Annotated in this window: 22 protein-coding genes; 14 read left to right on the forward strand and 8 right to left on the reverse strand. The window is 72.9% G+C overall.

Features of this window, described 5'->3' with window-relative positions:
- The first annotated feature begins 2 nt into the window (after positions 1 to 2).
- On the forward strand, positions 3 to 857 hold the full coding sequence (locus LN042_RS17595; RefSeq protein WP_230052182.1) for an S-methyl-5'-thioadenosine phosphorylase: 855 nt from the start codon (positions 3 to 5) through the stop codon (positions 855 to 857).
- Positions 858 to 955: 98 nt separating this feature from the next.
- Complete coding sequence (locus LN042_RS17600) at positions 956 to 1,195, forward strand: hypothetical protein (RefSeq protein WP_230052183.1); 240 nt, start codon at positions 956 to 958, stop codon at positions 1,193 to 1,195.
- A gap of 238 nt (positions 1,196 to 1,433) precedes the next feature.
- Here LN042_RS17600 and LN042_RS17605 read toward each other — a convergent pair whose 3' ends face one another.
- Positions 1,434 to 1,652 carry a dodecin gene (locus tag LN042_RS17605; protein WP_230052184.1) on the reverse strand — a complete coding sequence of 73 codons (219 nt, stop codon included), beginning with the start codon at positions 1,650 to 1,652 and terminating at the stop codon, positions 1,434 to 1,436.
- Positions 1,653 to 1,901: 249 nt separating this feature from the next.
- On the opposite strand from LN042_RS17605, the gene LN042_RS17610 reads away from it, so the two are divergent.
- The 3 genes from LN042_RS17610 to LN042_RS17620 all read left to right on the forward strand — a co-directional run bounded on the left by LN042_RS17610 (position 1,902) and on the right by LN042_RS17620 (position 6,219).
- On the forward strand, positions 1,902 to 3,743 hold the full coding sequence (locus LN042_RS17610) for a cholesterol oxidase substrate-binding domain-containing protein (protein ID WP_230052185.1): 1,842 nt from the start codon (positions 1,902 to 1,904) through the stop codon (positions 3,741 to 3,743).
- A 107-nt stretch (positions 3,744 to 3,850) separates the two neighbouring features.
- Positions 3,851 to 5,284 carry a class II fumarate hydratase gene (locus tag LN042_RS17615; RefSeq protein WP_230052186.1) on the forward strand — a complete coding sequence of 478 codons (1,434 nt, stop codon included), beginning with the start codon at positions 3,851 to 3,853 and terminating at the stop codon, positions 5,282 to 5,284.
- Positions 5,285 to 5,424: 140 nt separating this feature from the next.
- Entirely contained in the window at positions 5,425 to 6,219 is a 795-nt protein-coding gene (locus LN042_RS17620; protein WP_230052187.1) for a VOC family protein, read from the forward strand.
- A 29-nt stretch (positions 6,220 to 6,248) separates the two neighbouring features.
- Here LN042_RS17620 and LN042_RS17625 read toward each other — a convergent pair whose 3' ends face one another.
- Entirely contained in the window at positions 6,249 to 6,533 is a 285-nt protein-coding gene (locus tag LN042_RS17625; RefSeq protein ID WP_230052188.1) for a hypothetical protein, read from the reverse strand.
- A gap of 116 nt (positions 6,534 to 6,649) precedes the next feature.
- Between LN042_RS17625 and LN042_RS17630 the strand changes: the two genes are divergently transcribed.
- Positions 6,650 to 6,790: a hypothetical protein gene (locus LN042_RS17630; RefSeq protein WP_230052189.1), complete on the forward strand. Its 141-nt coding sequence runs from the start codon at positions 6,650 to 6,652 to the stop codon at positions 6,788 to 6,790.
- A gap of 102 nt (positions 6,791 to 6,892) precedes the next feature.
- Here LN042_RS17630 and LN042_RS17635 read toward each other — a convergent pair whose 3' ends face one another.
- Positions 6,893 to 8,281, reverse strand: coding sequence for an NADP-dependent succinic semialdehyde dehydrogenase (locus LN042_RS17635; protein WP_230052190.1), 1,389 nt, complete (start codon positions 8,279 to 8,281; stop codon positions 6,893 to 6,895).
- 140 nt (positions 8,282 to 8,421) lie between these two features.
- On the opposite strand from LN042_RS17635, the gene LN042_RS17640 reads away from it, so the two are divergent.
- The gene (locus LN042_RS17640) at positions 8,422 to 9,219 is read left to right on the forward strand and encodes a DNA-formamidopyrimidine glycosylase family protein (protein ID WP_230052191.1); all 798 of its coding nucleotides are present in this window, start codon (positions 8,422 to 8,424) and stop codon (positions 9,217 to 9,219) included.
- A gap of 389 nt (positions 9,220 to 9,608) precedes the next feature.
- Here the strand turns inward: LN042_RS17640 and LN042_RS17645 are convergent, their stop codons facing one another.
- A complete protein-coding gene (locus LN042_RS17645) occupies positions 9,609 to 10,574 on the reverse strand; it encodes a molybdopterin-dependent oxidoreductase (RefSeq protein ID WP_230052192.1) in 966 nt (321 codons plus the stop codon).
- Positions 10,575 to 10,690: 116 nt separating this feature from the next.
- Positions 10,691 to 11,647 (reverse strand): aldo/keto reductase, encoded by a 957-nt coding sequence (locus tag LN042_RS17650; RefSeq protein ID WP_230052193.1) that lies wholly within the window; start codon positions 11,645 to 11,647, stop codon positions 10,691 to 10,693.
- A gap of 377 nt (positions 11,648 to 12,024) precedes the next feature.
- Here LN042_RS17650 and LN042_RS17655 point away from each other — a divergent pair, with 377 nt between their 5' ends.
- The 3 genes from LN042_RS17655 to LN042_RS17665 are packed head-to-tail and all read left to right on the forward strand — an operon-like array spanning position 12,025 to position 15,703.
- Positions 12,025 to 12,597, forward strand: coding sequence for a (2Fe-2S)-binding protein (locus tag LN042_RS17655; protein ID WP_230052194.1), 573 nt, complete (start codon positions 12,025 to 12,027; stop codon positions 12,595 to 12,597).
- Positions 12,594 to 13,598 (forward strand): FAD binding domain-containing protein, encoded by a 1,005-nt coding sequence (locus LN042_RS17660; protein WP_230052195.1) that lies wholly within the window; start codon positions 12,594 to 12,596, stop codon positions 13,596 to 13,598. The genes LN042_RS17655 and LN042_RS17660 overlap by 4 nt, the downstream gene beginning before the upstream one ends.
- Positions 13,595 to 15,703 (forward strand): xanthine dehydrogenase family protein molybdopterin-binding subunit, encoded by a 2,109-nt coding sequence (locus LN042_RS17665; protein ID WP_230052196.1) that lies wholly within the window; start codon positions 13,595 to 13,597, stop codon positions 15,701 to 15,703. Before LN042_RS17660 ends, LN042_RS17665 begins: the two co-directional genes overlap by 4 nt.
- 315 nt (positions 15,704 to 16,018) lie before the next feature.
- Here the strand turns inward: LN042_RS17665 and LN042_RS17670 are convergent, their stop codons facing one another.
- The 3 genes from LN042_RS17670 to LN042_RS17680 all read right to left on the reverse strand — a co-directional run bounded on the left by LN042_RS17670 (position 16,019) and on the right by LN042_RS17680 (position 17,856).
- Entirely contained in the window at positions 16,019 to 16,519 is a 501-nt protein-coding gene (locus LN042_RS17670) for a VOC family protein (RefSeq protein WP_230052197.1), read from the reverse strand.
- 150 nt (positions 16,520 to 16,669) lie between these two features.
- The gene (locus LN042_RS17675; RefSeq protein ID WP_230052198.1) at positions 16,670 to 17,224 is read right to left on the reverse strand and encodes a hypothetical protein; all 555 of its coding nucleotides are present in this window, start codon (positions 17,222 to 17,224) and stop codon (positions 16,670 to 16,672) included.
- A 329-nt stretch (positions 17,225 to 17,553) separates the two neighbouring features.
- Positions 17,554 to 17,856: a hypothetical protein gene (locus LN042_RS17680; protein WP_230052199.1), complete on the reverse strand. Its 303-nt coding sequence runs from the start codon at positions 17,854 to 17,856 to the stop codon at positions 17,554 to 17,556.
- 148 nt (positions 17,857 to 18,004) lie between these two features.
- Here LN042_RS17680 and LN042_RS17685 point away from each other — a divergent pair, with 148 nt between their 5' ends.
- The 4 genes from LN042_RS17685 to LN042_RS17700 all read left to right on the forward strand — a co-directional run bounded on the left by LN042_RS17685 (position 18,005) and on the right by LN042_RS17700 (position 23,652).
- Positions 18,005 to 18,457: a MarR family winged helix-turn-helix transcriptional regulator gene (locus tag LN042_RS17685; RefSeq protein ID WP_230052200.1), complete on the forward strand. Its 453-nt coding sequence runs from the start codon at positions 18,005 to 18,007 to the stop codon at positions 18,455 to 18,457.
- A 188-nt stretch (positions 18,458 to 18,645) separates the two neighbouring features.
- On the forward strand, positions 18,646 to 20,298 hold the full coding sequence (locus LN042_RS17690) for a carboxylesterase/lipase family protein (RefSeq protein ID WP_230052201.1): 1,653 nt from the start codon (positions 18,646 to 18,648) through the stop codon (positions 20,296 to 20,298).
- A 478-nt stretch (positions 20,299 to 20,776) separates the two neighbouring features.
- Entirely contained in the window at positions 20,777 to 22,594 is a 1,818-nt protein-coding gene (locus LN042_RS17695) for a hydrogenase maturation protein (RefSeq protein WP_230052202.1), read from the forward strand.
- Positions 22,591 to 23,652, forward strand: a complete 1,062-nt coding sequence (locus LN042_RS17700; protein WP_230052203.1) for an NADH-quinone oxidoreductase subunit B family protein — start codon at positions 22,591 to 22,593, stop codon at positions 23,650 to 23,652. The genes LN042_RS17695 and LN042_RS17700 overlap by 4 nt, the downstream gene beginning before the upstream one ends.
- The last annotated feature ends 41 nt before the right edge of the window (positions 23,653 to 23,693 follow it).

Consider the following 23,693-nt stretch of genomic DNA (forward strand, 5'->3'; position numbering starts at 1 on the left):
GCATGACTGATCAGCACACCGCACGGCGGGCCGAGATCGGAGTCATCGGCGGCTCCGGCCTCTACGCCCTGCTGGACGACGTCACCGAGATCACCGTCAGCACCCCGTACGGTGCGCCCAGCGACTCGCTGTTCCTCGGCGGGATCGGCGGGCGCACCGTCGCGTTCCTGCCCCGGCACGGCCGCGGGCACAAGCTGCCACCGCACCGGATCAACTACCGGGCCAACCTCTGGGCACTGCACTCGCTCGGGGTCCGCCAGGTGGTCGCGCCCTGCGCGGTGGGCGGGTTGCGCCCCGAGTACGGCCCCGGCACCCTGCTGGTCCCCGACCAGTTCGTGGACCGCACCTCCGGCCGGCTGCAGACCTACTACGACGGCCTGCCGCTGTCCGACGGCACGCTCCCGGAGGTGGTGCACGTCTCGATGGCCGACCCTTACTGCCCCGACGGCCGGGCTGCCGCGCTCGCCGCCGCCCGTTCCCAGGCCTGGGAGCCGGTGGACGGCGGCACGCTGGTGGTCATCGAGGGTCCGCGGTTCTCCACCCGGGCCGAGTCCCGCTGGTTCACCGCCAGCGGCTGGTCGGTGGTCGGCATGACCGGTCACCCGGAGGCCGTGCTCGCCCGCGAACTGGGGCTCTGCTACACCTCGCTCGCTCTGGTCACCGACGTCGACGCCGGCGTGACGGCCGGTGAAGGGGTCACCCACGCGGAGGTCCTGGAAGTCTTCGCGCGGAATGTCGACCGGCTGCGCGGGGTGCTCTTCAAGGCGGTCGAGGCACTGCCCACCGCCCGCGACTGCGTCTGCTCGCACGCCTTGGACGGCGTCGCGACGGGCCTGCTCGGGGTTCCGGAATCCTGAGCCCGCCGCTGGGGCCCCCGGCGATTAGGAAGGTCCGAGCCGGGGCACCAGCGGGATACAACGCCACCAGAAGGTCCAGAGGTGAGGAGGCGGGGATCATGGAGGGTCCGGCTCTCTCCCCGCGCGAACAGCAGCTCCTTGAGGAGATCGAGGCCGATCTGCGGACGGACTCCGTCCTGGACACCGAGCTGTCCAGCATGCGGGTCATCCGGATGCGCCGCCTGCTGAACCTGCTGACGCCATGGCGCCGCCACCGTCGGCCGCCGCGGCGCCCGGAGGTCGGCGGGCCCCCCGAGGCCGACGGCGGCCCGCCGCCGCTACCGGGGCAGCCCGCGTAGACCGGCCCCGGGGCCCGTCGCACTGCCACTGCGCGGACGGTCACCCATCACTGACTGCCGCTCCGCGGATGGTCACCCATCACTGCCGGCCGGTCCGCGGACGGTCACCCATCACTGACTGCCGCTCCGCGGACGGCCACCCATCACTGCCGGCCGGTCCGCGGACGTCGGCCCCCGGGGGCCCGTGGCGGGCACGGCCGTGCCGCGCCGAGGAGTCGGCGCGGCACCCGCGGGGGTCTCAGCGCGGCGGGTCCTCGAGGCGGAAGCCCACCTTCACGGTCACCTGGAAGTGCTCGATCGCACCGTCCGCCACGTTGCCCCGCACCTGCGTCACCTCGAACCAGTCGACGTGGCGCAGGGTCTGCGAGGCGCGGGCGAGCGCGTTGCGGACCGCGGCGTCGGTGCCCTCGTGGGAGGAGCCGACGATCTCGGTCACCCGGTAGGTGTGCTCGGTCATGGAAGCCTCCTGGGGATCCTCGGGCTGCTTTCACTCCACGGTGGCCCAAGCCGCGCCCGGCCGCGCGCCGAAGGAGCTGCCAAGGACCGAGGGAGCGAAGGCGAAGCCAACGGACCGAGGGGCCGTGCGGGTTCCCCGAGTGGCTCATCTTCACTCGAACTATTGATTGGTGAAGAACGTCCGGACGCCGCACACCGGTGCTGCCTAGCGTCGACACCGTCACGCACCGCACCTGCCCCGGGGGGACCAATGGAGCACGACACCGCGCCGACCGCGGACGGCGGCTTGACGCGTCGCCGCCTGCTGGCCGGGTCCGCCGCGCTCGGCGGGGCCGCCTGGCTGCTGCACGGCGTCATCACACCCGACCGGGCGCGGGCCGACGCCGGTCCGCTGCTCCCCGCGCCACCCGCTTTCCCCGCCGGCATCGAGGTCTACCGCCAGGTCTTCGAGAACTGGGCCGGCGAGATCCACGCCGACCAGTTGTGGACCTGCGCCCCCGGCACGCCCGAGGACGTGGTCACCCTCGCCAACTGGGCGCACGCCCAGGGCTGGCAGCTGCGCGCCCAGGGCTTCCGGCACACCTGGGCGCCGCTCACCGTCACCGACGGAACGCCCGCCGCCGCCACCGTGCTGCTGCTCGACACCACCCGCCACCTCACCGCGATCAGTCGGGCGGGCAGCACCGCGGCGCCCGCCGTCCGGGCCCAGACCGGCGCCGCCATGGAGCGGCTGCTCGCCGAACTGGCCGGCGACGGCCTCGGCATCAGCCACTGCCCGGCACCCGGCGACCTCACCCTCGGCGGGGTGCTCGCCATCGGCGGCCACGGGACCGCGGTGCCGACCGCCGGCGAACCCCCGGCCCCCGGGCACGGATTCGGCTCGGTGAGCAATCTGGTCACCGAGCTCACCGCCGTGGTCTGGGACGCCACCGCCGGTCGGTACGCGCTGCGCACCTTCGACCGCTCCGACCCGGACTGCGCGGCCCTGCTGGTGCACCTGGGCCGGGCGTTCGTCACCGAGGCCGTGCTGCGCGTCGGGCCGGACCAGAACCTGCGCTGCCTCAGCCGGATGGACATCCCGGTCAGCGAGCTCTTCGCCGCCCCCGGCACCGCCGGCGCCCGCACCTTCGCCGGGCTGATGGATCGGAGCGGCCGGATCGAGGCCATCTGGTTCGCCTTCACCGACTTCCCGTGGATCAAGACGTGGAGCGTCTGCCCCACCCGGCCGTTCGGCTCCCGGGCCGTGGACCAGCCCTACAACTACCCCTTCTCGGACAGCATCCCGGCTCCGGTGGCCGAACTGGCCGGCGAACTGGTCGCCGGCTCCTGGGCGTTGGCGCCGACCTTCGGCGAACTGCAGGCGCTGATCGCCCGGTTGGGCCTCACCGGGGACCTCACCGACGTGCTGCTGTCCGGCACCCTGATCCGCGACGTGCTCACCCTGGACGTGGTCACCCACCTGCTCGCCGACGGCCTGCGCTCCGATCTCTGGGGCCCGTCCCGCACCGTGCTGCAGTACGTCCGCCCGACCACCCTGCGGGTCACCGCCAACGGTTACGCGGTACTGGCCCGGCGTGCGGACGTCCAGTGGGTGGTCAGCCAGGTCACCGGCGCGTACCAGCGGCTGCTGACGCAGTACCAGGACCGCGGGCAGTTCCCGGTCAACGGCGCCGTGGAGATCCGGGTGACCGGCCTGGAGGACCCTTCGGCCAGCGGGGTCCCCGGTGCCCAGCCGCCGCTGCTCTCGGCGATCCGGGCCCGCCCCGACCACCCCGAGTGGGACGTGGCGGTCTGGTTCGACGTGCTCACCCTGCCCGGCACGCCCGGACTGCACCAGTTCGGGCGTGACCTGGAGCAGTTCCTGATCGCCACCTTCGACGGCACCCGGGCCGGCCTGCGGGTCGAGTGGTCCAAGGGCTGGGCCTACACTGCCGACGCCACCTGGGCCGATCCCGAGGTGCTCGGCCGGGTGATCCCCGACAGCCTGCGGGCCGGCGGCGGCCCCGGCTGGGACGCCGCCGTCGCCACGCTCGACCGCCACGACCCCCACCACGTGTTCAGCAACCCGTTCCTCGATCGACTGCTCCGGTAGGCGGCGGTCCGCCGGCGGTGCAGGCCGGCAACGGTGGTCACCCACACGGCCCAGCACCGGGAAATACCGCGGCGCCCCGGGGAGCTGTGATCCGTGGAGGTGGAGTCATGAGTACCCAGCAGGGTGAGTCCCGAATCGAGCACGACTCGGCGGGGGAGTACCGGATCGAGCACGACTCGATGGGGGAGGTGCGGGTCCCGGCCGGTGCCAAGTGGCAGGCGCAGACCCAGCGCGCGGTGGAGAACTTCCCGGTGTCGGGCCTGCGGCTGAACCGGGCCCACATCGAGGCCCTGGCCCGGATCAAGGCGGCGGCGGCCAAGGTCAACGGTGCGCTGGGGATCCTGGACGCCCCGGTGGCCGAGGCCATCCAGCAGGCCGCCGCCGAGGTGGCCGACGGGCGGTGGGACGACCAGTTCCCGGTCGACGTCTTCCAGACCGGCTCCGGTACCTCGTCCAACATGAACGCCAACGAGGTGATCGCCACCCTGGCCGGTGAGCGGCTGGGGCGTCCGGTGCACCCCAACGACGAGGTCAACGCCAGCCAGTCAAGCAACGACGTGTTCCCCTCCTCGATCCATGTGGCCGCCACCGCCGCCGTCACCGCGGACCTGCTGCCGGCGCTGGCCCGGCTGGAGGCGGCGCTCACGGGCAAGGCCGAGGAGTTCGCCGACGTGGTCAAGGCCGGCCGGACGCACCTGATGGACGCCACCCCGGTCACCCTCGGCCAGGAGTTCGGCGGTTACGCGGCCCAGATCGCCTACGGCCAGGAGCGGCTGCGCGCCGCCCTGCCCCGGGTGGCCGAGTTGCCCCTGGGCGGTACGGCGGTCGGCACCGGCATCAACACCCCGCCGGGCTTCTCCGCCGCCGTGATCGCGGAGCTGGCCGGCAGCACGGGCCTGCCACTGACCGAAGCGCGGAACCACTTCGAGGCGCAGGGCGCACGGGACGGCCTGGTCGAGCTGAGCGGCCAGCTGCGGACCATCGCGGTCGGCCTCACCAAGATCGTCAACGACCTGCGCTGGATGTCGTCCGGTCCGCGCACCGGCCTGGCCGAGATCAACCTGCCCGATCTGCAGCCGGGTTCGTCGATCATGCCGGGCAAGGTCAATCCGGTGGTCCCCGAGGTGGTGGCCATGGTGGCGGCCCAGGTCGTGGGCAATGACGCGACCGTGGGCATGGCCGGCGCGAGCGGCAGCTTCGAGCTCAACGTGATGCTCCCGGTGATCGCCCGCAACGTGCTGGAGTCGATCCAACTGCTCGCCTCGGCCGCCCGGTTGCTGGCCGACCGCACCGTCGGCGGGATCACCGCCAACGTCGAGCGGGCCCGTGAGTACGCCGAGTCCTCGCCGTCCATCGTGACCCCGCTCAACCGCTACCTCGGCTATGAGGAGGCCGCCAAGGTGGCCAAGCAGTCGCTCGCCGAGGGCAAGACCATCCGTCAGGTGGTCGTGGAGCGCGGCTACCTGTCGCGAGGGCTGCTCACCGAGCAGCAGTTGGACGAGGCGCTGGACGTGCTGGGGATGACCATGACCAGGCCGTAGCGCCACCGGGACACGAGCGCGGTGCCGGCCCACGGCGCAGCGCGGCGCTCGCCGGGCGCATCCGTGCGACGTGGGCGTGCTCCGGGTACGGTCGGACCAGGCCGGGCAGGTCGGTGCTCGGCAGCGAGGAGGCGGGTGCGATGACCGAGCCGGCGGCGGCGAAGGGGGCTGTGGTGCGGTGCGTGCCGGCCCTGCCCAGCTGGGTGAGCCTGACGGTCAGCGACCTGGACGGCGCCATGGCTTTCTACGGCGAGTTGCTCGGCTGGACCTTCAGTCGCGGTCCGGACCGCTGGGGCCCCTATGTCCGAGCGTTGGCCGGAGGCGTCGCGGTGGCCGGCATGAGCGCCTCCGAGCTGTACCTGCCGGTCGCCTGGACAACCTTCTTCGGCACCGAGGACGCCGACGCCGTCTCCGAGCGGATCCAGGCCCGTGGTGGCACGGTGGCGATCGGCCCGCTGGGGTTCGACGCCGGGCGGATGCTGATCGCCTCCGACCGGTCCGGCGCCCCCTTCGGCGTCTGGGAGGGCGACACCACCACCGGAGCCGTCCTCAGCTCGCTGGCCGGTGGACCGGTCTGGATCGAGCTGCGCACCAAGGACGCCTTCGACTCCGCGCTCTACTACGGGGAGGTGTTCGGCTGGGACGACCGCAAGTCGGGCGTCTTCGACGTGCGCTGGGAGCACGAGCGGGTGGTGCTGCGCTCCACCGAGCGGAGCGTGGCAGCCCTGGTGACGGCGACCGACCCGGAGGCCCGGCCCAGCTGGAACGTCTACTTCTCGGTGGCCGACGCCGATGAATCGGCGGAGTTGGCCGAGCGGCTGGGCGCCGATGTGCTGGGCGAGGTCAAGGACAGCCCGTACGGGCGGTGGGCCGATCTGCGCGACCCGCAGGGCGGCCGGTTCTGCGTCCAGGGCCCGCGGCCCGAGGACGACTGACGCACGGCACCGGCGGTCGGGCCCGTCCGTCACTCCCGGTCCACGACCGCCCCGCAGCGCCGGCAGACGGTCGGCGGCCGCTGCTCGGCCAGCGCCCCGCACTCCGCGCAGACCAGGTGGAGCAGGCAGGCGCTCTCGCCGCCCACCCGCTCCGGCTCGGCCGGCTCGCCCACCCGCTCCGGCTCGGCCAGCTCGCGCGGCCGCTCCGGCTCGGCCGGCTCGCGCGGCTGCTCGAGCTCCGCTGGCTCTGCCGCCTTGACCGGGTCCGGGTCGGCCGACGGGTGCGTTTCACCCCTGGAGTTCGGATCTGCCATAGCCCGAGGCTACTTGTCCGCTATCCGAGCGAACCATTCGGCGGGCTCGTTTGATCACCAAGCCCCCGGGTACCGCTGGCTGCTAGCTGCAGGAATCCCGAGCCGAGGAGGTCACGATGGAACGCGAGATCAACACCCCGGGCGAGCCCCCCACACACGCCGAGCAGGCGCAGCGCCGATTGCTGGAGGAAGAGGCGGCGGCCGACTCCTTCGAGCACAGCGACGTCGAGTGGTACGCCGTACTGGGCGAGGACTGAGGCCAGGCCGCACGGGACCGGCCGGACCGTGAGGGCCGCCCCCTCGTGGGCCGGACCGTGCGCCCCGCCCAGCCTCCCGACCCGGCCCGGATCTCGGGCCGCTCAGGCGATCCAGACCGTGGTCGCGTTGCAGAACTCCCGGATGCCGTGCCCGGACAGCTCGCGCCCGTAGCCCGAGCGGCGCACCCCGCCGAAGGGCAGTGCCGGGTGCGAGGCGGTCATCCCGTTGAAGTAGACCGCGCCGGCCTGGATGTCGCGGACGAACCGCTCCTGCTCCTCGGGTTCGGTGGTCCACACATTGGAGCTGAGACCGAACGGAGAGTCGTTGGCAAGTTCCAGGGCGTGGTCCAGGCTCTCCGCCCGGTACAGCGCGGCGACCGGGCCGAACGCCTCCTCGCGGTGGATCCGCATCCGTCCGGTGATCCCGCTGAGCACGGTCGGCGGATACCACCAGCCCTCGCCGAGCTCGGCCGGTACCTCCACCTGGCACTCCACCCGCGCGCCGAGCGCCTGTGCGTCGGCCACCAACTCGCCCAGGTCATCGCGGCCCTGGGCGGTGGCCAACGGCCCGATGTCGGTGGACTCCTGCATCGGATCGCCGATCCGCAGCGCCGCGATCCGCTCCACGAAGGCGGTGCGGAACTCGTCATAGACCTGCTCGTGCACGATGAACCGCTTGGCGGCGATGCACGACTGCCCGTTGTTCTGCACCCGGGCGGTGACGGCGATCCGGGCCGCCTCGGCGATGTCGGCCGAGGGCAGCACCACGAACGGGTCGCTGCCGCCCAGCTCCAGCACCGTCTTCTTGACCTCGTCGCCGGCCACCGACGCCACCGACCGTCCGGCCCCTTCGCTGCCGGTCAGGGTGGCCGCCGCCACCCGGGGGTCGCGCAGCACGTCGGCGACGGCGGCGGAGGAGATCAGCAGGGTCTGGAAGCAGCCCTCGGGGAAGCCCGCGCCGCGGAACAGGTCCTCCAGGTAGAGGGCGGTCTGCGGCACGTTGGAGGCGTGCTTGAGCAGGCCGACGTTGCCGGCCATCAGCGCCGGCGCGGCGAACCTGATCACCTGCCAGAGCGGGAAGTTCCACGGCATCACGGCCAGCACCACGCCCAGCGGGCGGTACCGGACCAGCGCGCGGGAGGCTCCGGCGTCGGTCACATCGACCGGCGCCGGGTGCTCGTCGGCGAGCAGCGCGGGCGCGCGGTCCGCGTACCAGCGCATCGCCTTCGCGCACTTGGCCGCCTCGGCGCGGGCCGCGGTGAGCGTCTTGCCCATCTCGGTGGTCATCAGGCGGGCGATGGTCGCCCGGTCGGCGTCCAGCAGTTCGGCGGCCCGGTGCATCAGCTGGCCCCGCCGCGCGAAGTCCGTCAACCGGTACTGCGCGAAGGCCTGCTCGGCGCGGACCAGGCGCTCCTCGACGGCGGCCGCCGAGTAGGGCTCGAACGTTCGCAGGGTCTGCCCGGTCGCCGGATTCACGGTCGCGATGGCCATCGGTCGCCTCCTCGACAGACGGGAAGTGCCGCCGCGGGTGCCCGGCACTGCCGCTGACCCTAGGGGCAACACCTCGTCCGGGTCCGGTGCGACAGGCGGCGCGCACCGGTGGTTGCGCCGGCTGGGTGCATGCTGGGGGCATGCCCGAGGGTGACACCGTGTTCCGGACCGCCGCGCAGCTGCACCAGGCGCTGGGCGGGCGGGTGCTGACCGCCGCCGACCTGCGCGTGCCCGCATATGCCACCGCGCGACTGACGGGGCGTCGGGTGCTGGAGGTGTGTCCGCGCGGCAAGCATCTGCTCATCCGGCTGGAGGGCGGGCTGACGCTGCACACCCATCTGCGGATGGACGGCCGGTGGCAGGTCTATCGGACCGGGGAGCGGTGGACAGGCGGGCCGGGGCACCAGATCCGGGCGGTGCTGGGCAATGCCGAGCGGACGGCGGTCGGGTACCGGCTGCCGGTGGTGGAGCTGCTACCGACCGGGGCGGAGGCCGACGTGGTCGGGCACCTCGGGCCGGACCTGCTGGGGCCCGACTGGTCGGCCGAGGAGGCGCTGCGTCGGCTGAGCACCGCGCCGCAGCGCCCGACCGGGGAGGCGTTGCTCGATCAGCGCAACCTGGCGGGGATCGGCAACGTGTACGCCAATGAGCTGTGCTTCATGGCGGGCGTCACGCCCTGGACGCCGTTCGGTGAGCTTCCGGCGCCGGAGCGGGTGCTCGCCAAGGCGCAGCGTCTGCTCTACGCCAATCGGATGCGCCCGGGGCATCCGACCACGGGTGAGTTGCGGCAAGACCGCAGCCACTGGGTCTACGGGCGGGCGGGGCGGCCGTGCCGGCGTTGCGGTGCGGCGATCCGCACCGCGGTGCAGGGTGTGGCGCCGCAGCAGCGGGTGGCGTTCTGGTGCCCCGGGTGCCAGCGCGGGCCGGGGCCCGAGTAGCCCGGGGCGGCTCAGGTCGGGGAGCCGGCCGCGGCGCCGGTGGCCGGCGACTGGCTGGACGACACCTTGGCGACTCCGGCCGCTGAACCTCTGAGCCGGGACCACCACCCTGGCCGGCTGCCGGCGCGGCGGGCGACCGGCCAGGTGCGCCCGGTCATCGCAGCCGTCCCGGGGCGGTGCCGCTGCCGTCCCAGGCGGCGTTCTACGGCCGGTCGACCCGCTCGCGGTGGTCGGCACACCTGTCGGGGCGGTCACGCCACGACGGCAGACGGCGAACGGGCCCCGGGCCCGTTCGTCCCGAGCGGTGGGCGCGACGCACCGACCACCTTGCGGGCTTCCCTCACCCGGCCGGTTCCCGGACCCGATGGTCACCGAGGCCAGCCCGGCGATCACCGCTCGGTCGGTCGCTTGCTTGTCTCGGCGACGACGTGCACCTCGTGAACGGCGTTTCGGTCTCCGGTCAGCGGCTGGACGCGTCCGGCGGAGTCGGTGGCCCGGCAGCGGATGCGGTGGGGTCCCGGCGCGAGGTCGTACCGGAGGCGGAAGCGCTGCCAGGCGGGGTCCGGGCCACGCAGGTCCAGCACGGCAGGCTGCCAGTCGGCGTCATCCACGGCGATCTCGACGGACGTCACCTCGGTGGAACTCCAGGCGTAGCCCGCCAGTTCGCATTTTCCGGCCGGGACGGGGCGCCCGTCTCCGGGGGTGAGCAGCTTGCTGCTGACGTCCTTTTCGCGGACCGGCCGGGCCTCGCTCTCGCCGGGCAGGACGCGGGTGTAGAGGCGCGTGGTGAAGAGGTGGTCGGGACGGTCGGCGGCCAGCACGATCTGGCTCAGCCACTTGACCGAGTTGGTGCCGAACATCCGGGGCGCCACCGCCCGCAGCGGGTAGCCGTGGTCGGGGCGCAGCGGTTCGCCGTTCATGGTGTGGGCGAGGACGACCTCGGCACTCGCCTGGTCGAGGGGCAGGTCCTTGAGGTAGTTCAGGCCGCTCTCCCCTGCGAAGTCACCCGAGTCGGCGCCCTCCAGCCAGACGTGCCGGGCCTGCGGAAGCGGGCCCGCGAGCTCCAGTACGGCGGTGAGCGGCACACCGGCCCACTCCAGGTTGGTGACGGCGCGGGTCGGCACGTCGGGGCGCAGTGGGTTGCCGAAGCATTCGTGGACGGCGGTGAAGCGGATCTGCGGCAGGCCCTGGATGGTCGGGAAGTCCAGCCGCAGGGGCCGCTCCACCAGACCCTCGACGGTGAGCGACCAGGTCTCGGGGTCCAGCCGCGGGTGCGGTCCGAGGTGGTTGCGGATGAAGACCTCGTCGACCGGCGTGATGAAGAGGTCGGGTGTCTCCGGATCGGTCCTGATCATTTGTCACGTCCCCCGTGTCGAGCTCGCCATGGCCGTGCGATCGACAGTACAGGGAGCAACTGACACCGCTCAGGAGCGACTCCTGGCTCCGTACGGCTGGGAACGCCCGGGCCTGCTCAGACCGCGGGGGGCCGCGCGTCGAGGATCGCGTCGATCTCGGCCAGTTCGTCGGGGGTCGGCACCCACTGCCCGGCGGCGGCGTTGGCGCGCACCTGCTCGGCACTGCTTGCCCCCGCGATGACCGAGCCGCAGCCGGGCCGTGCGGCGAGCGCACCCACGCCGATCTCGAGGACGCTCCGGCCGTGCTCCTCCCCCCAGGCGGCGAGGCGTTCGACCGCGTCGAGGCCGGCCTCGGTCACCCGCTCGTGCCGCGACGCCAGGCGCGAGCCCGCGGGCACGCCCGTGGCACGGCGCACCTTGCCGGTCAGCATGCCGTTGGCGAGCGGGTAGAACGGCAGCACGCCGAGACCGTAGTGCAGCGCCGCGGGCACCACCTCCCGCTCCGCGCCGCGTTCGAGCAGCGACCACTCGTTCTGGGCCGAGACGAACGGCACGGCTCCGGTCTCCCGGGCGACGTGCGCGGCCTCGGCGATCTGCCAGCCGGCGAAGTTGGAGTGCCCGAGGTAGCGCACCTTGCCCTCGCGTACCAGCTCGCTGAGCGCGGCGAGCGTCTCGGCGATCGGAGTGCGCGGGTCGGGGGTGTGCAGCTGGTAGAGGTCGATGTGGTCGGTCTGCAGGCGCCGCAGCGACTCCTCGACCGCGCGCCGGATGTAGGCCCGGCCGCCCTTGGCCCCGGCCGCGGAGCCGTATCCCAGGTCCGCCCCCTGGTAGCCGAACTTGGTGGCCAGCACGACCTCGTCGCGCCGGCCCTTCAGCACCTGGCCGAGCAGCGTCTCGGAGCCGCCCCCGCCGCCGTAGATGTCGGCGGTGTCGAAGAGCGTCACCCCGGCGTCGAGTGCCGCATCGACCACCGCGCGCGTCTGCGCTGCGTCGAGACGTCCGCCGAAGTTGTTGCAGCCGAGTCCGACGACGGATACGAGGAGTCCGCTGTTGCCGAGCGTTCGATATTCCATTGCGCCACTCTAGTTCCGGCACGAGGTCTGTCACGCCGACAAGACCCGCGGCCCGCGGCCTGCAAGGGAGGCGTCCAGGGTCAGCTTGAGCACCGGCTGCGGCCTCGGCGCGGTGACGGTGAACAGCGGGACGGTCGCGCTGGCCGGGGACGGTCACCTCGAAGGCGCTGCTCGGGGTGCCGCCCGAGCCGGGCGGGGCCGCCGCCTTCAGCTTCTCTCTCAGCGACGCCCCCGGGAGGAGGGCGGGCATAGAGCATGAGTTCGCGGTCGTCAGTCCGCCGCCGGGCTTGCATTGTGACATTGCCTTCCTGCCGCCAGCTGTGTGACTCGGCGCCATGCGCAGTATGGGCGTGGCTGGGGCGGGGAAATCTCGTGCGGTGAAGAGGGAAATCACCGTACGGGTCGACGGGATCCCGCGTCGGCTGAGCATCGACACGCGCATGACGCTGCTCGACGCCCTGCGCGAACGGCTCGGGGTGACGAGCCCCAAGAAGGGCTGCGATCACGGGCAGTGCGGCGCGTGCACGGTGCTGTCCGGCGGGCGGCGCGTATTGAGCTGTCTCACGCTCGCGGTCACCCAGGACGGCGCCGAGGTCGTCACCGCCGAAGGGCTCACCGCCGAAGCGGCCACCCCCGACGGACGGCACGCCGGCCGCGACCTGCATCCGGTGCAGAGGGCTTTCATCGACTGCGACGCGCTCCAGTGCGGCTACTGCACCCCGGGGCAGGTGGTCTCCGCGGTCGGGGCACTCGACGAGTTCGAGAAGGGCTGGCCGAGTGCCGTCACCAAGGGCCTGGGCGCGCCGCGACTGGACCGCGCCGAGGTGGCCGAGCGGATGAGCGGCAATCTGTGCCGCTGCGCGGCCTACGTCAACATCGTGACCGCCGTGCAGCAGGCGGCCGGGGCGGCCGCGGCGCAGCGGACGGCCGAGACGGAGGTGGCGGGGTGAAACCGTTCGACTACCGCAGCCCCGCCGACGCTGCGACCGCCGTGCGCATCGTCGGCGGGGATCCGGGCGCAGTGTTCCTGGGCGGCGGTACGAATCTGGTGGACCATCTGAAGCTGGGTGTCGTCGAACCCGGACTGGTCGTCGGCGTCGCCGGCCTCCTGCCGGCCGAGGTCGAGGAGCTCGGCGGCGGTGCCCTCAGGATCGGCGCGGGTGTCAACAACAGTGAACTCGCCGCGGACCCGCGGGTGCGCGAGTGGTTCCCGGTGCTGTCGCAGGCGCTGCTGTCGGGCGCGTCGGGGCAGTTGCGCAACATGGCATCCGTCGGCGGCAACCCGCTGCAACGGACCCGCTGCGTCTACTTCCAGGACGTCACGACACCGTGCAACAAGCGGAAGCCGGGCTCGGGCTGTTCCGTCGTCGGGGGTTGGACCCGTCACCACGCGATCCTCGGCGCGTCCGAGCACTGCATCGCGGTCCACCCGTCCGACATGGCCGTCGCCCTGGCCGCGCTCGAGGCGCGGGCGCGGGTGCTCGGTCCGGACGGCGAGCGCACGATCCCCTTCGTCGACCTGCACCGGCTGCCCGGCGACGCTCCCGATCGCGACACGGTGCTCGAACACGGTGAGCTGATCACCGCGATCGACCTGCCGGCGCAGCCCATCGCCCGCCGATCGGCCTACCGCAAGGTGCGCGACCGCGCCTCGTACGCGTTCGCCCTGGTCAGCGTGGCCGCGGCGCTCGACGTCGCGGATGGCGTGATCGTGGACGCGCGCGTCGCGTTCGGCGGCGTCGCGCACGCGCCGTGGCGCGCGTACCGGGCCGAGGAGGCGCTGCGGGGAGCCCCGGCGTCGGACAGGAGCTACCGGGCCGCCGCGGACGCGGAACTCGCCGATGCCCGACCGGCCGAGGGACTGGACGGCGGCAACGCGTTCAAGATCCCCCTGCTGCGCCGCACCCTTGCCGCCACCCTGCGCGACCTGGTCGGAGAGGACGCCCGGTGACGTTCCCGAGCGAACCGGACGCCGTCGGCCGGGACCTGCCCCGCCGGGACGGGGCCGCCAAGGTCCTGGGCACCGCCACCTACGCCTACGAGACGCCGCTGGCGAACGCCGCCTACCTGCACGCCGTCCAGGCCACGATCGCCCGGGGACGCGTCACGGAACTGGACACAACCGCCGCCGAGGCACTCGACGGCGTGGTCGCGGTGCTCACCCCCAGCAGCGCGGAGCGCCTGGCTTCCACCGAGGACCGGGAGCTGGCGGTCCTGCAGGACGAGGAGGTCGCCTTCCGGGGCCAGGTCGTCGCCCTGGTCGTTGCCGACAGCTCCGAGGTGGCGCGGCACGCAGCCGCTCTCGTCCGGGTCAGCTACGCGCAGGTGGCACACGACGCCGAGCTTCGGGCCGACCGCGAGGACCTGTACGCGCCCGAGACGGTGAACCCGGGCCTTCCCACTGACACCGCCGAGGGCGACGTCGACGCCGCGATGGCAGCCGCGGAGGTGACCGTCGAGGAGACGTACACCACCGCCATGTACCACAACAACCCGATGGAGCCGCACGCCACGACGGCCCTGTGGGACCCGGCGGGTGACGGCTTCCTCACCCTGTGGGACTCCACACAGGGCGTCCATGCGACGCGTGCCGCCATGGCGTCGGTGTTCGGTCTCGATGAAGCGCGGGTCCGGGTCGTCTGCCCCTACGTCGGAGGAGGGTTCGGGTCCAAGGGGCAACCGCACGTCAACGTGGTGCTCGCCGCGCTGGCCGCACGCGCGGTCCCCGGCCGGCCCGTGCGGCTGGCCCTGACCCGGCAGCAGATGTTCTCCCTCGCCGGCTACCGCACGCCGACCATCCAGCGGTGCCGCCTCGGTGCCGACCGGGACGGCACGCTCACCGCACTCGCGATCGACGTGGTCGAACAGACGTCACGCATCAAGGAGTTCGCCGAGCAGACCGGTGTCCCCGCGCGCATGATGTACGCCTCGCCGAACCGGCGGACCACGCACCGGCTCGCCGCCCTCGACGTCCCGGTGCCGTCCTGGATGCGCGCCCCCGGCGAGTGTCCCGGCATGTTCGGCCCCGAGGTGGCCATGGACGAGCTGGCCGAGTGCCTGGGCATCGACCCGATCGAACTGCGGATCCGTAACGAGCCCCGCGTCGAACCCGGCTCGGGCAAGCCGTTCTCCACCCGCAACCTCGTCGGCTGCTTGCGGGAGGGCGCCGTGCGGTTCGGCTGGTCGGAACGCGACCCGCGGCCCGGCGCGCGCCGCCGCGGCGATTGGCTGGTCGGCACGGGCGTCGCCACCTCCACCTACCCGGTCGCCCGCATGCCGAAGTCGACTGCGACGATCCGGCGGGAAGGGGACCGCTACGTCGCCGAGATCGGTGCCGCCGACCTCGGAACCGGTACGTGGACCACGCTGCCGCAGATCGCCGCGGACGCGCTCGGCGTACCGGTGGATAGCGTGGACGTGCGAATCGGTGACACCGACTACCCGATGGCGTCGGTGGCCGGGGGTTCCTCGGGAATGACGACGTGGGGCTCGGCCGTTGTCGAGGCCGCGCGCGCCTTCCGCACCAAATACGGGACCGCGCCGCTGGACGGGGACGAGGCGTCCGGCACCGTCGGCCCGCCCGACGACCGCTACGCGATGCACGCCTTCGGGGCGCAGTTCGCCGAGGCGCACGTCCACAGGGACACGGGCGAGGTGCGGGTGCCGCGCCTGCTGGGCGTGTTCGCCACCGGCCGGATCATCAACCCGCGCACGGCGCGGTCGCAGTTCATCGGCGGGATGACCATGGGACTGTCGATGGCGCTGCACGAGAAGAGCGTGCTCGATCCCCGCACCGGTCATGTCGTCAACCACGACTTCGCGGAGTATCATATTACGGCCAACGCGGACGTTGACGAGATTGAGGCGCACTGGCTCCCCGAGCACGATCCCCACGCCAACGCCATGGGCTCCAAGGGCATCGGGGAGATCGGCATCGTCGGCACGGCCGCCGCGGTGTCGAACGCGGTGTGGCACGCCTGCGGCGTGCGCGTACGAGACCTGCCGATCACGCTGGACAAGGTCCTGCACGCGTTGGAGGCGCAGTCCGAGCGATGACCCCGCCGTCCGGGTCCTGTGAGGTCCCCCTGCGCGCACGCCGCCATGGGTACGGCAGTCACCGCGAGCGAATCCGCGGACGCGGGTTCCGCGGCCCGCCGGGGGCGGCGCGGGCGCGAGGCGCTCGGCGCGACCAGAATGGGTCGCATGACCGACCGGGCCGGCAAGCGCGAGCTTCAAGTCGGCACCTGGCAGTACGGCGTCTCGGCGCCAAGGTGGAGTGACGCCGGTGCAGGGTGTGGCGCCGCAGCAGCGGGTGGCGTTCTGGTGCCCCGGGTGCCGGCGCGGGCCGGGGCCCGAGTAGGCCGGGGCTGCTCAGGTCGGGGAGCCGGCCGCGGCGCCGGTGGCCAGTTCGGTGCCCCAGCGGTCGATCGCGGCTTGCAGGTCCAGTGCCCGCATGCCGCCCTGCTCGTCGCCGGTGGGCCAGTCCTCGCGCGGCACCCGCCACATCACCTCGAACTCGTTGCCGTCCGGGTCCTTGGCGTAGAAGGACTTGGAGACGATGTGGTCGGTGGCGCCGACCAGCGCGCCGCGCTCGGCCAGCTCGCGACCGATCTCGGCCAGCTCGCCGAGGGTGCCGACCTCCCAGGCGAGGTGGTAGAGGCCCACCCGGCCGGGCTGCGGCCCCGGAGCGCCGGCGCCGATCGCGAACAGCCCGAGGTCGTGGTCGTTGAGGGTCTCCTCGGCGCTCAGGAAGGCGGCTCGCCCGGGGATCTCCACATCGACCTTGAAGCCGAGCACCTCGGTGTAGAAGGCGACGGAGGTCGCGATGTCGCGGATGTAGAGCACCGCGTGGTTCAGGCGGCGAACGGGCATGTCGGTCTCCTTGCCGGATGGGCTCGGGCGGTGCCGGATGGGTCGGACGTCAGATCTAGTTCAAATTTGAACCTCGACTCCTTGACCATACCCTGTCGTTCGAATTTGAACAACGATGGTGACGACAGCACTGATGCCAGGGTCTCGCGGTCAGAGGGCGCCGACCAGCAGGGCGGCGGCGGAGCCGAAGAAGAGCAGCATCACACCGATCCAGAACACGGTGAGACCCTTGGCCACCAGCGCGGCGCGGCCCGGATGGGTGATCCGGGCGAAGTCCGGTCCCAGGCGGCAGCGCGCCGCCGTCAGCAGGGACAGCAGGCCGGCGCAGAGCACGGCCAGCGTGATGCAGAACCCCATCAGGTACCCGGCCACGCCGGCGGTGTCCGGTTGGCGGCAGTCGTGCGCCCGGCAGAGCACCTGCACGCTCTGGTCGGGCGAGTAGGAGCGGGGCATCTCGTCGAGCCGGGCCGACCAGTCGCCCCGGTCGGCGTGGACCGTCCCCCAGCAGCTGGTCGTGAAGGTCCTGCCGTCCTTGGAGGTGACGCACCTCTGCACCTGGAACGTCGCCTCGTCGCCGACCAGCCCCGCGTCCAGGACCGCCTGTTGGACGCAGAACGCGCTGCCGAGCCCGCCGACTCCGGTGGCCAGGGTCCCCGTGGCCGCGTACTTGAGCCCGGCAGCCGCCCCGCCGTCCCGCGATCCCATTGCCCCGTACCCCGCTCATCCGTGCCGCTGGATCAACGGAGGGTAGCGCGGCTCCGGTCTGCGCAGGGGTGCGGGGGTTGACACCGCCGCAGCGGTGGCACGCACTCCCGGGCACCGGCGGCGGGCAATCAGGCGTAGGCGTCGCCCCGCTCGGCGCTGCACCCCTCGCGAGCGGGACGGAAGCGGGGCTGCGGTGCTGCGGGCGGCGCTGTCCCGGCGGACGTGCGCCGCGCCGGGCGCGCACCGGTGCCCGCACGCACCGCACCGCCGCCGGTCCGGGTGGATCCGGGGTCGGCGGCGGTGCGGTCGGGTGTGCGGTCAGGCCAGGGTCAGTGGTCGTCCCAGTGGCCCGCGTGGGCGGCGTGGCGGTGCCCGTCGTGCACGTAGTCGACATGGTCGCCGTGCGGGACGGCCGTGTGGCCGCAGCCCTCGCCGTGGCGGTGGGCGTGGCCGGCGTGCTCGACGTGGGCCGGTGCCTCGCACTCGTCGACGTGACCGTCGTGGACGCGGTGCAGGTGGCCGTCGTGCACGTAGTCGACGTGATCGGCGTGCGGGACGGCGGTGTGGCCGCAGCCCTCGCCGTGCTTGTGGTCGTGTGAGCCGTGGGTCTGGTGGTCGACTGGGGTGCTCATGGTGTCCGCCCTCTCCTCCCTCTCCTCTACTGCTGACAAAGCTAGTCATTCTGGACGAAAACGGTCGACGAATCGCCGGTGATCGTCCTGAGCGGAGCGGGAGGCGGCAGTTCGCTTCAAATTTGAACGGCCGACTACAGTGGCCCCCATGGCAGAGACCCGCTGGCTGGACGAGGTGGAGATGGCGGCCTGGCGCGGCTTCGTGGCGGCGAGCAACCTGGTCGCGCGCCGGTTGGAGCAGCAGCTGAAGGACGAGGCCGGGCTGTCGCACCCGCAGTACGAGGTACTGGTGCACCTCTCGGCCGCCCCCGAGCGTGCCATGCGGATGACCGAGCTGGCCGACCGCCTGATCACTTCCAAGAGCGGTCTCACCTACCAGATCGCCCAGCTGGAGAAGGCGGGTCTGGTGGGTCGGCGGTCCTGTGCGAGCGATGTGCGCGGGGTGTTCGCCTACCTCACCGACCGGGGGATGGCCGTGCTGCGCGAGGCGGCACCCGGACACGTGGCGGCCGTGCGGGAGGCGCTGATCGATGTGCTGGACCGCGAGCAGCTCACGGTGCTGGCCGAAGCACTGGGCCAGGTGGCCGGCCGGCTGCGCTGAGCCGGACGAGCCAAGGTGACAGTCCGTCAGCACGACTCCATCCGTGCGGCGTTGTCGCTCCACCCTGGGGTGGAGATTCGCGGCTCCACCCGCCGGGTCGATCCCTCCGGCTTCCCGGTCGCGCATGCTGGAGGCAGCTGAGGACCAGTCAGGTCCTCCCGGTCCCCGATGCGAAGGGGGAGTGCGCCATGGTCCGTACGGCCATCGGCAGGATGACGGGAGCGGTGGCCGCCGCGGTCACGCTGCTCGTGGGCGGCCTGGTCGGCGCCGCCAGCCCCGCTGCCGCCGCTGACGGCGGCGGGTTCGCGAGCCCGGCGAGCGCCCGGGCCTGCCTCGCCCGCACGGGTCTCGGGCGGGTGCAGGGCGTGGCCAGGGGTGCGGTCTGCGCCTACCTCGGCGTGCCGTACGCGGCGCCGCCCACCGGCGCCCGGCGGTTCCGGCCTCCCGCCCCGCCCTCGCCCTGGCCGGGCACGCTGGCGGCGAGCACGGCCAAGCCGGGGTGTCCGCAGGACCTGAGCGTCGGCAGTGGCGTCGGCGTGGAGGACTGCCTGTACACCCAGATCTGGCAGCCGCGCACCGGCGGCGGCCGCAAGCCGGTCATGGTGTTCCTGCACGGCGGCGCCGACGAGTTGGGCGCCGCGAACGAGCCGGACTTCGACGGCTCGGCGCTGGCGGCGCGCGGGGACGCGGTCGTGGTCAGCGTCGACTACCGGCTCGGGTTGCTCGGGTGGACCGAGCTCGGCGGCATTGACGCCCGCTATGCCGGCTCCGGCAACAACGGGCTGCGCGACGAGGTCGCGGCCCTCACCTGGGTGCGGCAGCAGATCGCCGCGTTCGGCGGCGATCCGGGGCGGGTCACCGTCTTCGGGCAGTCGGCGGGGGCGATCTCGATCTCCGCCATGCTGGCCGGCGACCACCCCGAGCGGCTGTTCCAGCACGCGGTCGTGGAGAGCGGGCCGGGCTACCTGGTGCACACCCGGCAGTACGCGCAGGACGCCGCCGCACACGTGCTGGCCGCCGGAAACGTCACCGGCGTGGCCCAGTTGGCGGCGATGAGCACCGATCAGCTGCTCCAGCTCCAGCAGAAGGCCCAGCAGGGCGTCTCGGGTCCGGCGGACGCGCTCTTCTTCGGCCCGTACATCGACGGCACGCTGATCCCCGGCCCGGTGGTGGACCGGATCGCGGCCGGCAGCGCGCGCCGGGTCGACGTGATGCTCGGCACCACCGAGAACGAGACCGACTACTGGGCGCTCTTCGACCCCCGGGTGTTGGACCTGCCGCTGTCCGCCTACCGCAGCTTCCCCGCCGTGCTGGCCGACCGGAAGCAGCAGATGTACCAGGTGTACGCGGCCGACCGGCCGGGCCTGCCCCCGGGCCGGGTGGTCAACGCGATGCTCACCGACCAGGTCTTCCGAGTGCCCACCCTGCGGATGGCCGAGGCACAGGCCCGTTGGCGGCCCACCCACGTCTACCGGTTCGACTGGCACGTCCCGTACGTCGCGGGGCTGCCCGAGGCCCAGAACCTCGGCGCCATGCACACCGAGGAGGTGCCGTTCGTCCTCGGCAACCTGGAGCTGGGCGCCTACCCGCGCGGTGCCGCGACGCTGGCCGCCGAGCGGAGTCAACTCACCGCGCTCTCCCAGGACATGATGGATGCCTGGGCTGCCTTCGCGCGGACCGGTTCGCCGGGCTGGCCGAGCTACACCCCGGCGGCGCGGACCACCAAGCTCTGGGACGTGCCCGAGCGGCTGCGGAACGCGCCGCAGGACAACGAACGCGTGCTGTGGGACGACTACTCCTTCCCCGCTTGGAGCCTGGAGCCCTGGGCGGCGCAGGGCTGATCGACGGCCGGGCACGGGCCCGTGCCCAATGGGCGCCCGCCCGAGGGGCACGGGCCCGCCGCACCGGGTGCGCGTCCGAGGGGCACGGGCCTGCCGCACCGGGTGCGCGTCCGAGGGGCACGGGCCCGCCGCCCCACCGGGCATGCGCCGGGTGCCGTGCTGCGCGGGGGCCGGTCCGGCGGGGTCCGAGGAGGAGGAAGCGGTACGACGGCGCCCGCAGCACCAGGAGCAGCAGGACCACCGGCACGGCGCAGACGGTCATCACGACCAGGGCGCGCGGCTCCGCACCCCTGGTCAACGGAGTGAGGACCGGAGTTCTCATCGAACGGGATTTCGGACGATGCCGCCCGCTCCGCCGGATGGGCTCGCGCCATCGGGTGAGCCGACGGACTGTCGGCACGGCTCGGCGGGTCGGGCGGACGACGATCGGCGCAGGCCGGGCCCGCCCTCCCTCCTTGCGGGCGGCCGGGAGGTTGGTATGCGAATCCTGCTCGTCGCGTCGGCGTTCAACAGTCTCACCCAGCGCACCTTCGCTGAACTCGCCGACCGGGGGCACCAGTTGGAGGTTGCGACACTGGCCGGCGATGCGGCCCTGCGCGATCGCGTGCTGCGCGCCGCCGTGGCGCGGCACCGGCCCGACCTGGTGGTCGCACCGATGCTGAAGAGCGCGCTGCCGGCGGACGTCTGGTCGCGGCACACCTGTCTCATCGTGCACCCGGGGCCGCCGGGCGACCGCGGACCGTCCTCGCTGGACTGGGCGATCGAGGAAGGCGCGTGGGGTTGGGGGGTGACGGTCCTGCAGGCCAACGCCGAGATGGACGCCGGTGCCGTCTGGGCGTGGGCGTCCTGTCCGGTGCCGCCGGTCGGCAAGAGCGACCTGTACCGCAACGAGGTGTCGGACGCGGCGCTGCGGGCCCTGCTGCTGGCCATCGACCGCTACGCCGCCGGGGACTGGGAGCCCCACGTGCAGCGGGCCGAAGCGGCCGTGGTGCGGCCGTACTTCGACCAGACGCGCCGTCGGATCGACTGGCAGCACGACCCGACCGAAGTGGTGCTGCGCAAGCTGCGCGCCGCCGCCTCCCAGCCAGGTGTGCTGGACCAACTGGCAGGTCGTGAATGGTACTTGCACGGCGGTCATGCGGAGGACGAACTAAGGGGAGCGCCAGGGGAGTTGCTGGCCACCCGGGCGGGCGCGGTGTGCCGGGCGACCAGCGACGGCGCGGTCTGGATCCCGGAGCTGCGGGCCCGGCGGCTGCCCGGGGAGCCGCCCTCGGTCAAGCTGCCCGCCACCGTGGCGCTGGCCGACCGGATCGCCGGGCTGCCGGCCTGCCCGGTGCCGCCGGACGCCCCCGACGGGCGCTGGCGCGACATCCGCTACCGCGAGCACGGCCCGGTCGGGGTGCTGTCCTTCGCCTTCCCCGGCGGCGCGATGAGCACCGACCAGTGCCGCCGGCTGCTGGCCGCCTACCGGCAGGCGTGCACCCGGCCGACCACGGTGCTGGTGCTGGGCGGTGAGCGCGACTTCTTCTCCAACGGGATCCACCTGGGAGTGATCGAGGCCGCCGCCGACCCGGCGCAGGAGTCCTGGGACAACCTCAACGCCATGGACGACCTGGTGGAAGCCGTGCTGACCACCACCGACCGGCTGGTGGTGGCGGCACTGGGCGGCAATGCCGCGGCCGGCGGCGTGATGCTGGCGCTGGCGGCCGACCAGGTCTGGTGCCGCGACGGCGCGGTGCTCAACCCGCACTACCGGCTGATGGGGCTGTACGGCTCGGAGTACTGGACGTACCTGCTGCCGCGCCGGGTGGGTGCGACCACGGCGACCCGGCTGATCGACCAGGCGCTGCCGGTCAGCGCCGCCGGCGCACAGCGGCTCGGGCTGGCGGACGAGCTGGTGACGTGCGCGCCGCAGGACTTCGCCGCCGAGGTGGTGGAGCGCGCGGTGCGGCTGGCCGGTGCCGACTCGGTCGTCCGGGCCCGGATCGCCGCGAAGAAGGCGGTCCGCGAAGCCGACGAGTCGGTGCGCCCGCTGGCCGCCTACCGCGCGGCGGAGCTGGATCGGATGCACCGGATCTTCTTCGATCCGGCCGCGTCCTACCACCAGCTCCGGCGGGCCTTCGTCCGGAAGGAAGCGCGCGGCGCGGCACCGGTCGGGCAGCGGATCTCGTCACCATCGGTGGCCGGCGTCCCCGGATCGGCTGCGTTCGGTGACGCATCGAAGCCCGGTGTGCCCAAAGCTGGTGGGGACACCCGCACACTCGTCTCCCACCTCCCCGAGGAAGCCACTCCATGACCGACCCGACCACGGCGCCGACCGCCACCGAGGAGCCGGTGATCCACGTCCTCTGGATCAACGCCGGCCTGAGCTGCGACGGCGACTCCGTCGCACTGACCGCGGCCACCCAGCCCAGCATCGAGGAGATCGCCCTCAGTGCGCTGCCGGGCCTGCCGAAGGTCGCGGTGCACTGGCCGCTGATCGACTACGAGTGCGGTCCGGTGCAGGGCGCCGACACCTTCATCGAATGGTTCTTCAAGGGCGAACGCGGTGAGATCGATCCGTTCGTCCTGGTGGTCGAGGGGTCGATCCCCAATGAGTCGATCAAGGAGGAGGGCTACTGGTGCGGGTTCGGTGACGACCCCGCGACCGGCCAGCCGATCACCACCAGTGAGTGGCTCGACCGGCTGGCGCCCAAGGCCCTGGCCGTGGTGGCGATCGGCACCTGCGCCACCTACGGCGGCATCCACGCGATGGCCGGGAACCCGACCGGCGCCATGGGCGTGCCCGACTACCTGGGCTGGGACTGGAAGTCGAAGGCGGGCATCCCGATCGTCTGCGTGCCCGGCTGCCCGATCAAGCCCGACAACTTCGCCGAGACGCTGACCTACCTGCTGCACCAGGCCGCCGGGTCGGCCCCGATGATCCCGCTGGACGAACAGCTGCGCCCCACCTGGCTGTTCGGCGCCACCGTGCACGAGGGCTGCGACCGGGCCGGCTACTACGAGCAGGGCCAGTTCGCCGATGCCTACGACTCGCCGCAGTGCCTGGTGCGACTGGGCTGCTGGGGCCCGGTGGTGAAGTGCAACGTCCCCAAGCGCGGCTGGATGGACGGCCTCGGCGGCTGCCCCAACGTCGGCGGCATCTGCATCGGCTGCACCATGCCGGGGTTCCCCGACAAGTTCATGCCGTTCATGGACCAGCCACCCGGTGCCACCGTCTCCACCGGTGCCAGCACCGCCTACGGCACGCTGATCCGCAAGCTGCGGTCCGTCACGGTCGACACGTTGGACAAGGAGCCCAAGTGGCGCCACGCCGGCGAGAAGCTGACCACGGGTTACGGCAAGCCCTGGTGAGCAGGCCCGTGAAGCACCGGCGCGGGACCTCGACCCGGCTT

Source organism: Kitasatospora humi (genome assembly GCF_020907985.1).
In the GTDB taxonomy this organism is placed as follows: Bacteria; Actinomycetota; Actinomycetes; order Streptomycetales; family Streptomycetaceae; genus Kitasatospora; species Kitasatospora humi.

Bases quoted from the DNA above. Each gene is read 5' to 3' on its own strand.
- LN042_RS17700 (WP_230052203.1), top strand. From the start codon at position 22,591: ATGACCGACCCGACCACGGCGCCGACCGCCACCGAGGAGCCGGTGATC.
- LN042_RS17640 (WP_230052191.1), top strand. From the start codon at position 8,422: ATGCCCGAGGGTGACACCGTGTTCCGGACCGCCGCGCAGCTGCACCAG.
- LN042_RS17610 (WP_230052185.1), top strand. From the start codon at position 1,902: ATGGAGCACGACACCGCGCCGACCGCGGACGGCGGCTTGACGCGTCGC.
- LN042_RS17690 (WP_230052201.1), top strand. From the start codon at position 18,646: ATGGTCCGTACGGCCATCGGCAGGATGACGGGAGCGGTGGCCGCCGCG.
- LN042_RS17615 (WP_230052186.1), top strand. From the start codon at position 3,851: ATGAGTACCCAGCAGGGTGAGTCCCGAATCGAGCACGACTCGGCGGGG.
- LN042_RS17600 (WP_230052183.1), top strand. From the start codon at position 956: ATGGAGGGTCCGGCTCTCTCCCCGCGCGAACAGCAGCTCCTTGAGGAG.
- LN042_RS17670 (WP_230052197.1), bottom strand. From the start codon at position 16,519: ATGCCCGTTCGCCGCCTGAACCACGCGGTGCTCTACATCCGCGACATC.
- LN042_RS17645 (WP_230052192.1), bottom strand. From the start codon at position 10,574: ATGATCAGGACCGATCCGGAGACACCCGACCTCTTCATCACGCCGGTC.
- LN042_RS17635 (WP_230052190.1), bottom strand. From the start codon at position 8,281: ATGGCCATCGCGACCGTGAATCCGGCGACCGGGCAGACCCTGCGAACG.
- LN042_RS17685 (WP_230052200.1), top strand. From the start codon at position 18,005: ATGGCAGAGACCCGCTGGCTGGACGAGGTGGAGATGGCGGCCTGGCGC.
- LN042_RS17595 (WP_230052182.1), top strand. From the start codon at position 3: ATGACTGATCAGCACACCGCACGGCGGGCCGAGATCGGAGTCATCGGC.
- LN042_RS17620 (WP_230052187.1), top strand. From the start codon at position 5,425: ATGACCGAGCCGGCGGCGGCGAAGGGGGCTGTGGTGCGGTGCGTGCCG.
- LN042_RS17675 (WP_230052198.1), bottom strand. From the start codon at position 17,224: ATGGGATCGCGGGACGGCGGGGCGGCTGCCGGGCTCAAGTACGCGGCC.
- LN042_RS17680 (WP_230052199.1), bottom strand. From the start codon at position 17,856: ATGAGCACCCCAGTCGACCACCAGACCCACGGCTCACACGACCACAAG.
- LN042_RS17605 (WP_230052184.1), bottom strand. From the start codon at position 1,652: ATGACCGAGCACACCTACCGGGTGACCGAGATCGTCGGCTCCTCCCAC.
- LN042_RS17650 (WP_230052193.1), bottom strand. From the start codon at position 11,647: ATGGAATATCGAACGCTCGGCAACAGCGGACTCCTCGTATCCGTCGTC.
- LN042_RS17630 (WP_230052189.1), top strand. From the start codon at position 6,650: ATGGAACGCGAGATCAACACCCCGGGCGAGCCCCCCACACACGCCGAG.
- LN042_RS17695 (WP_230052202.1), top strand. From the start codon at position 20,777: ATGCGAATCCTGCTCGTCGCGTCGGCGTTCAACAGTCTCACCCAGCGC.
- LN042_RS17625 (WP_230052188.1), bottom strand. From the start codon at position 6,533: ATGGCAGATCCGAACTCCAGGGGTGAAACGCACCCGTCGGCCGACCCG.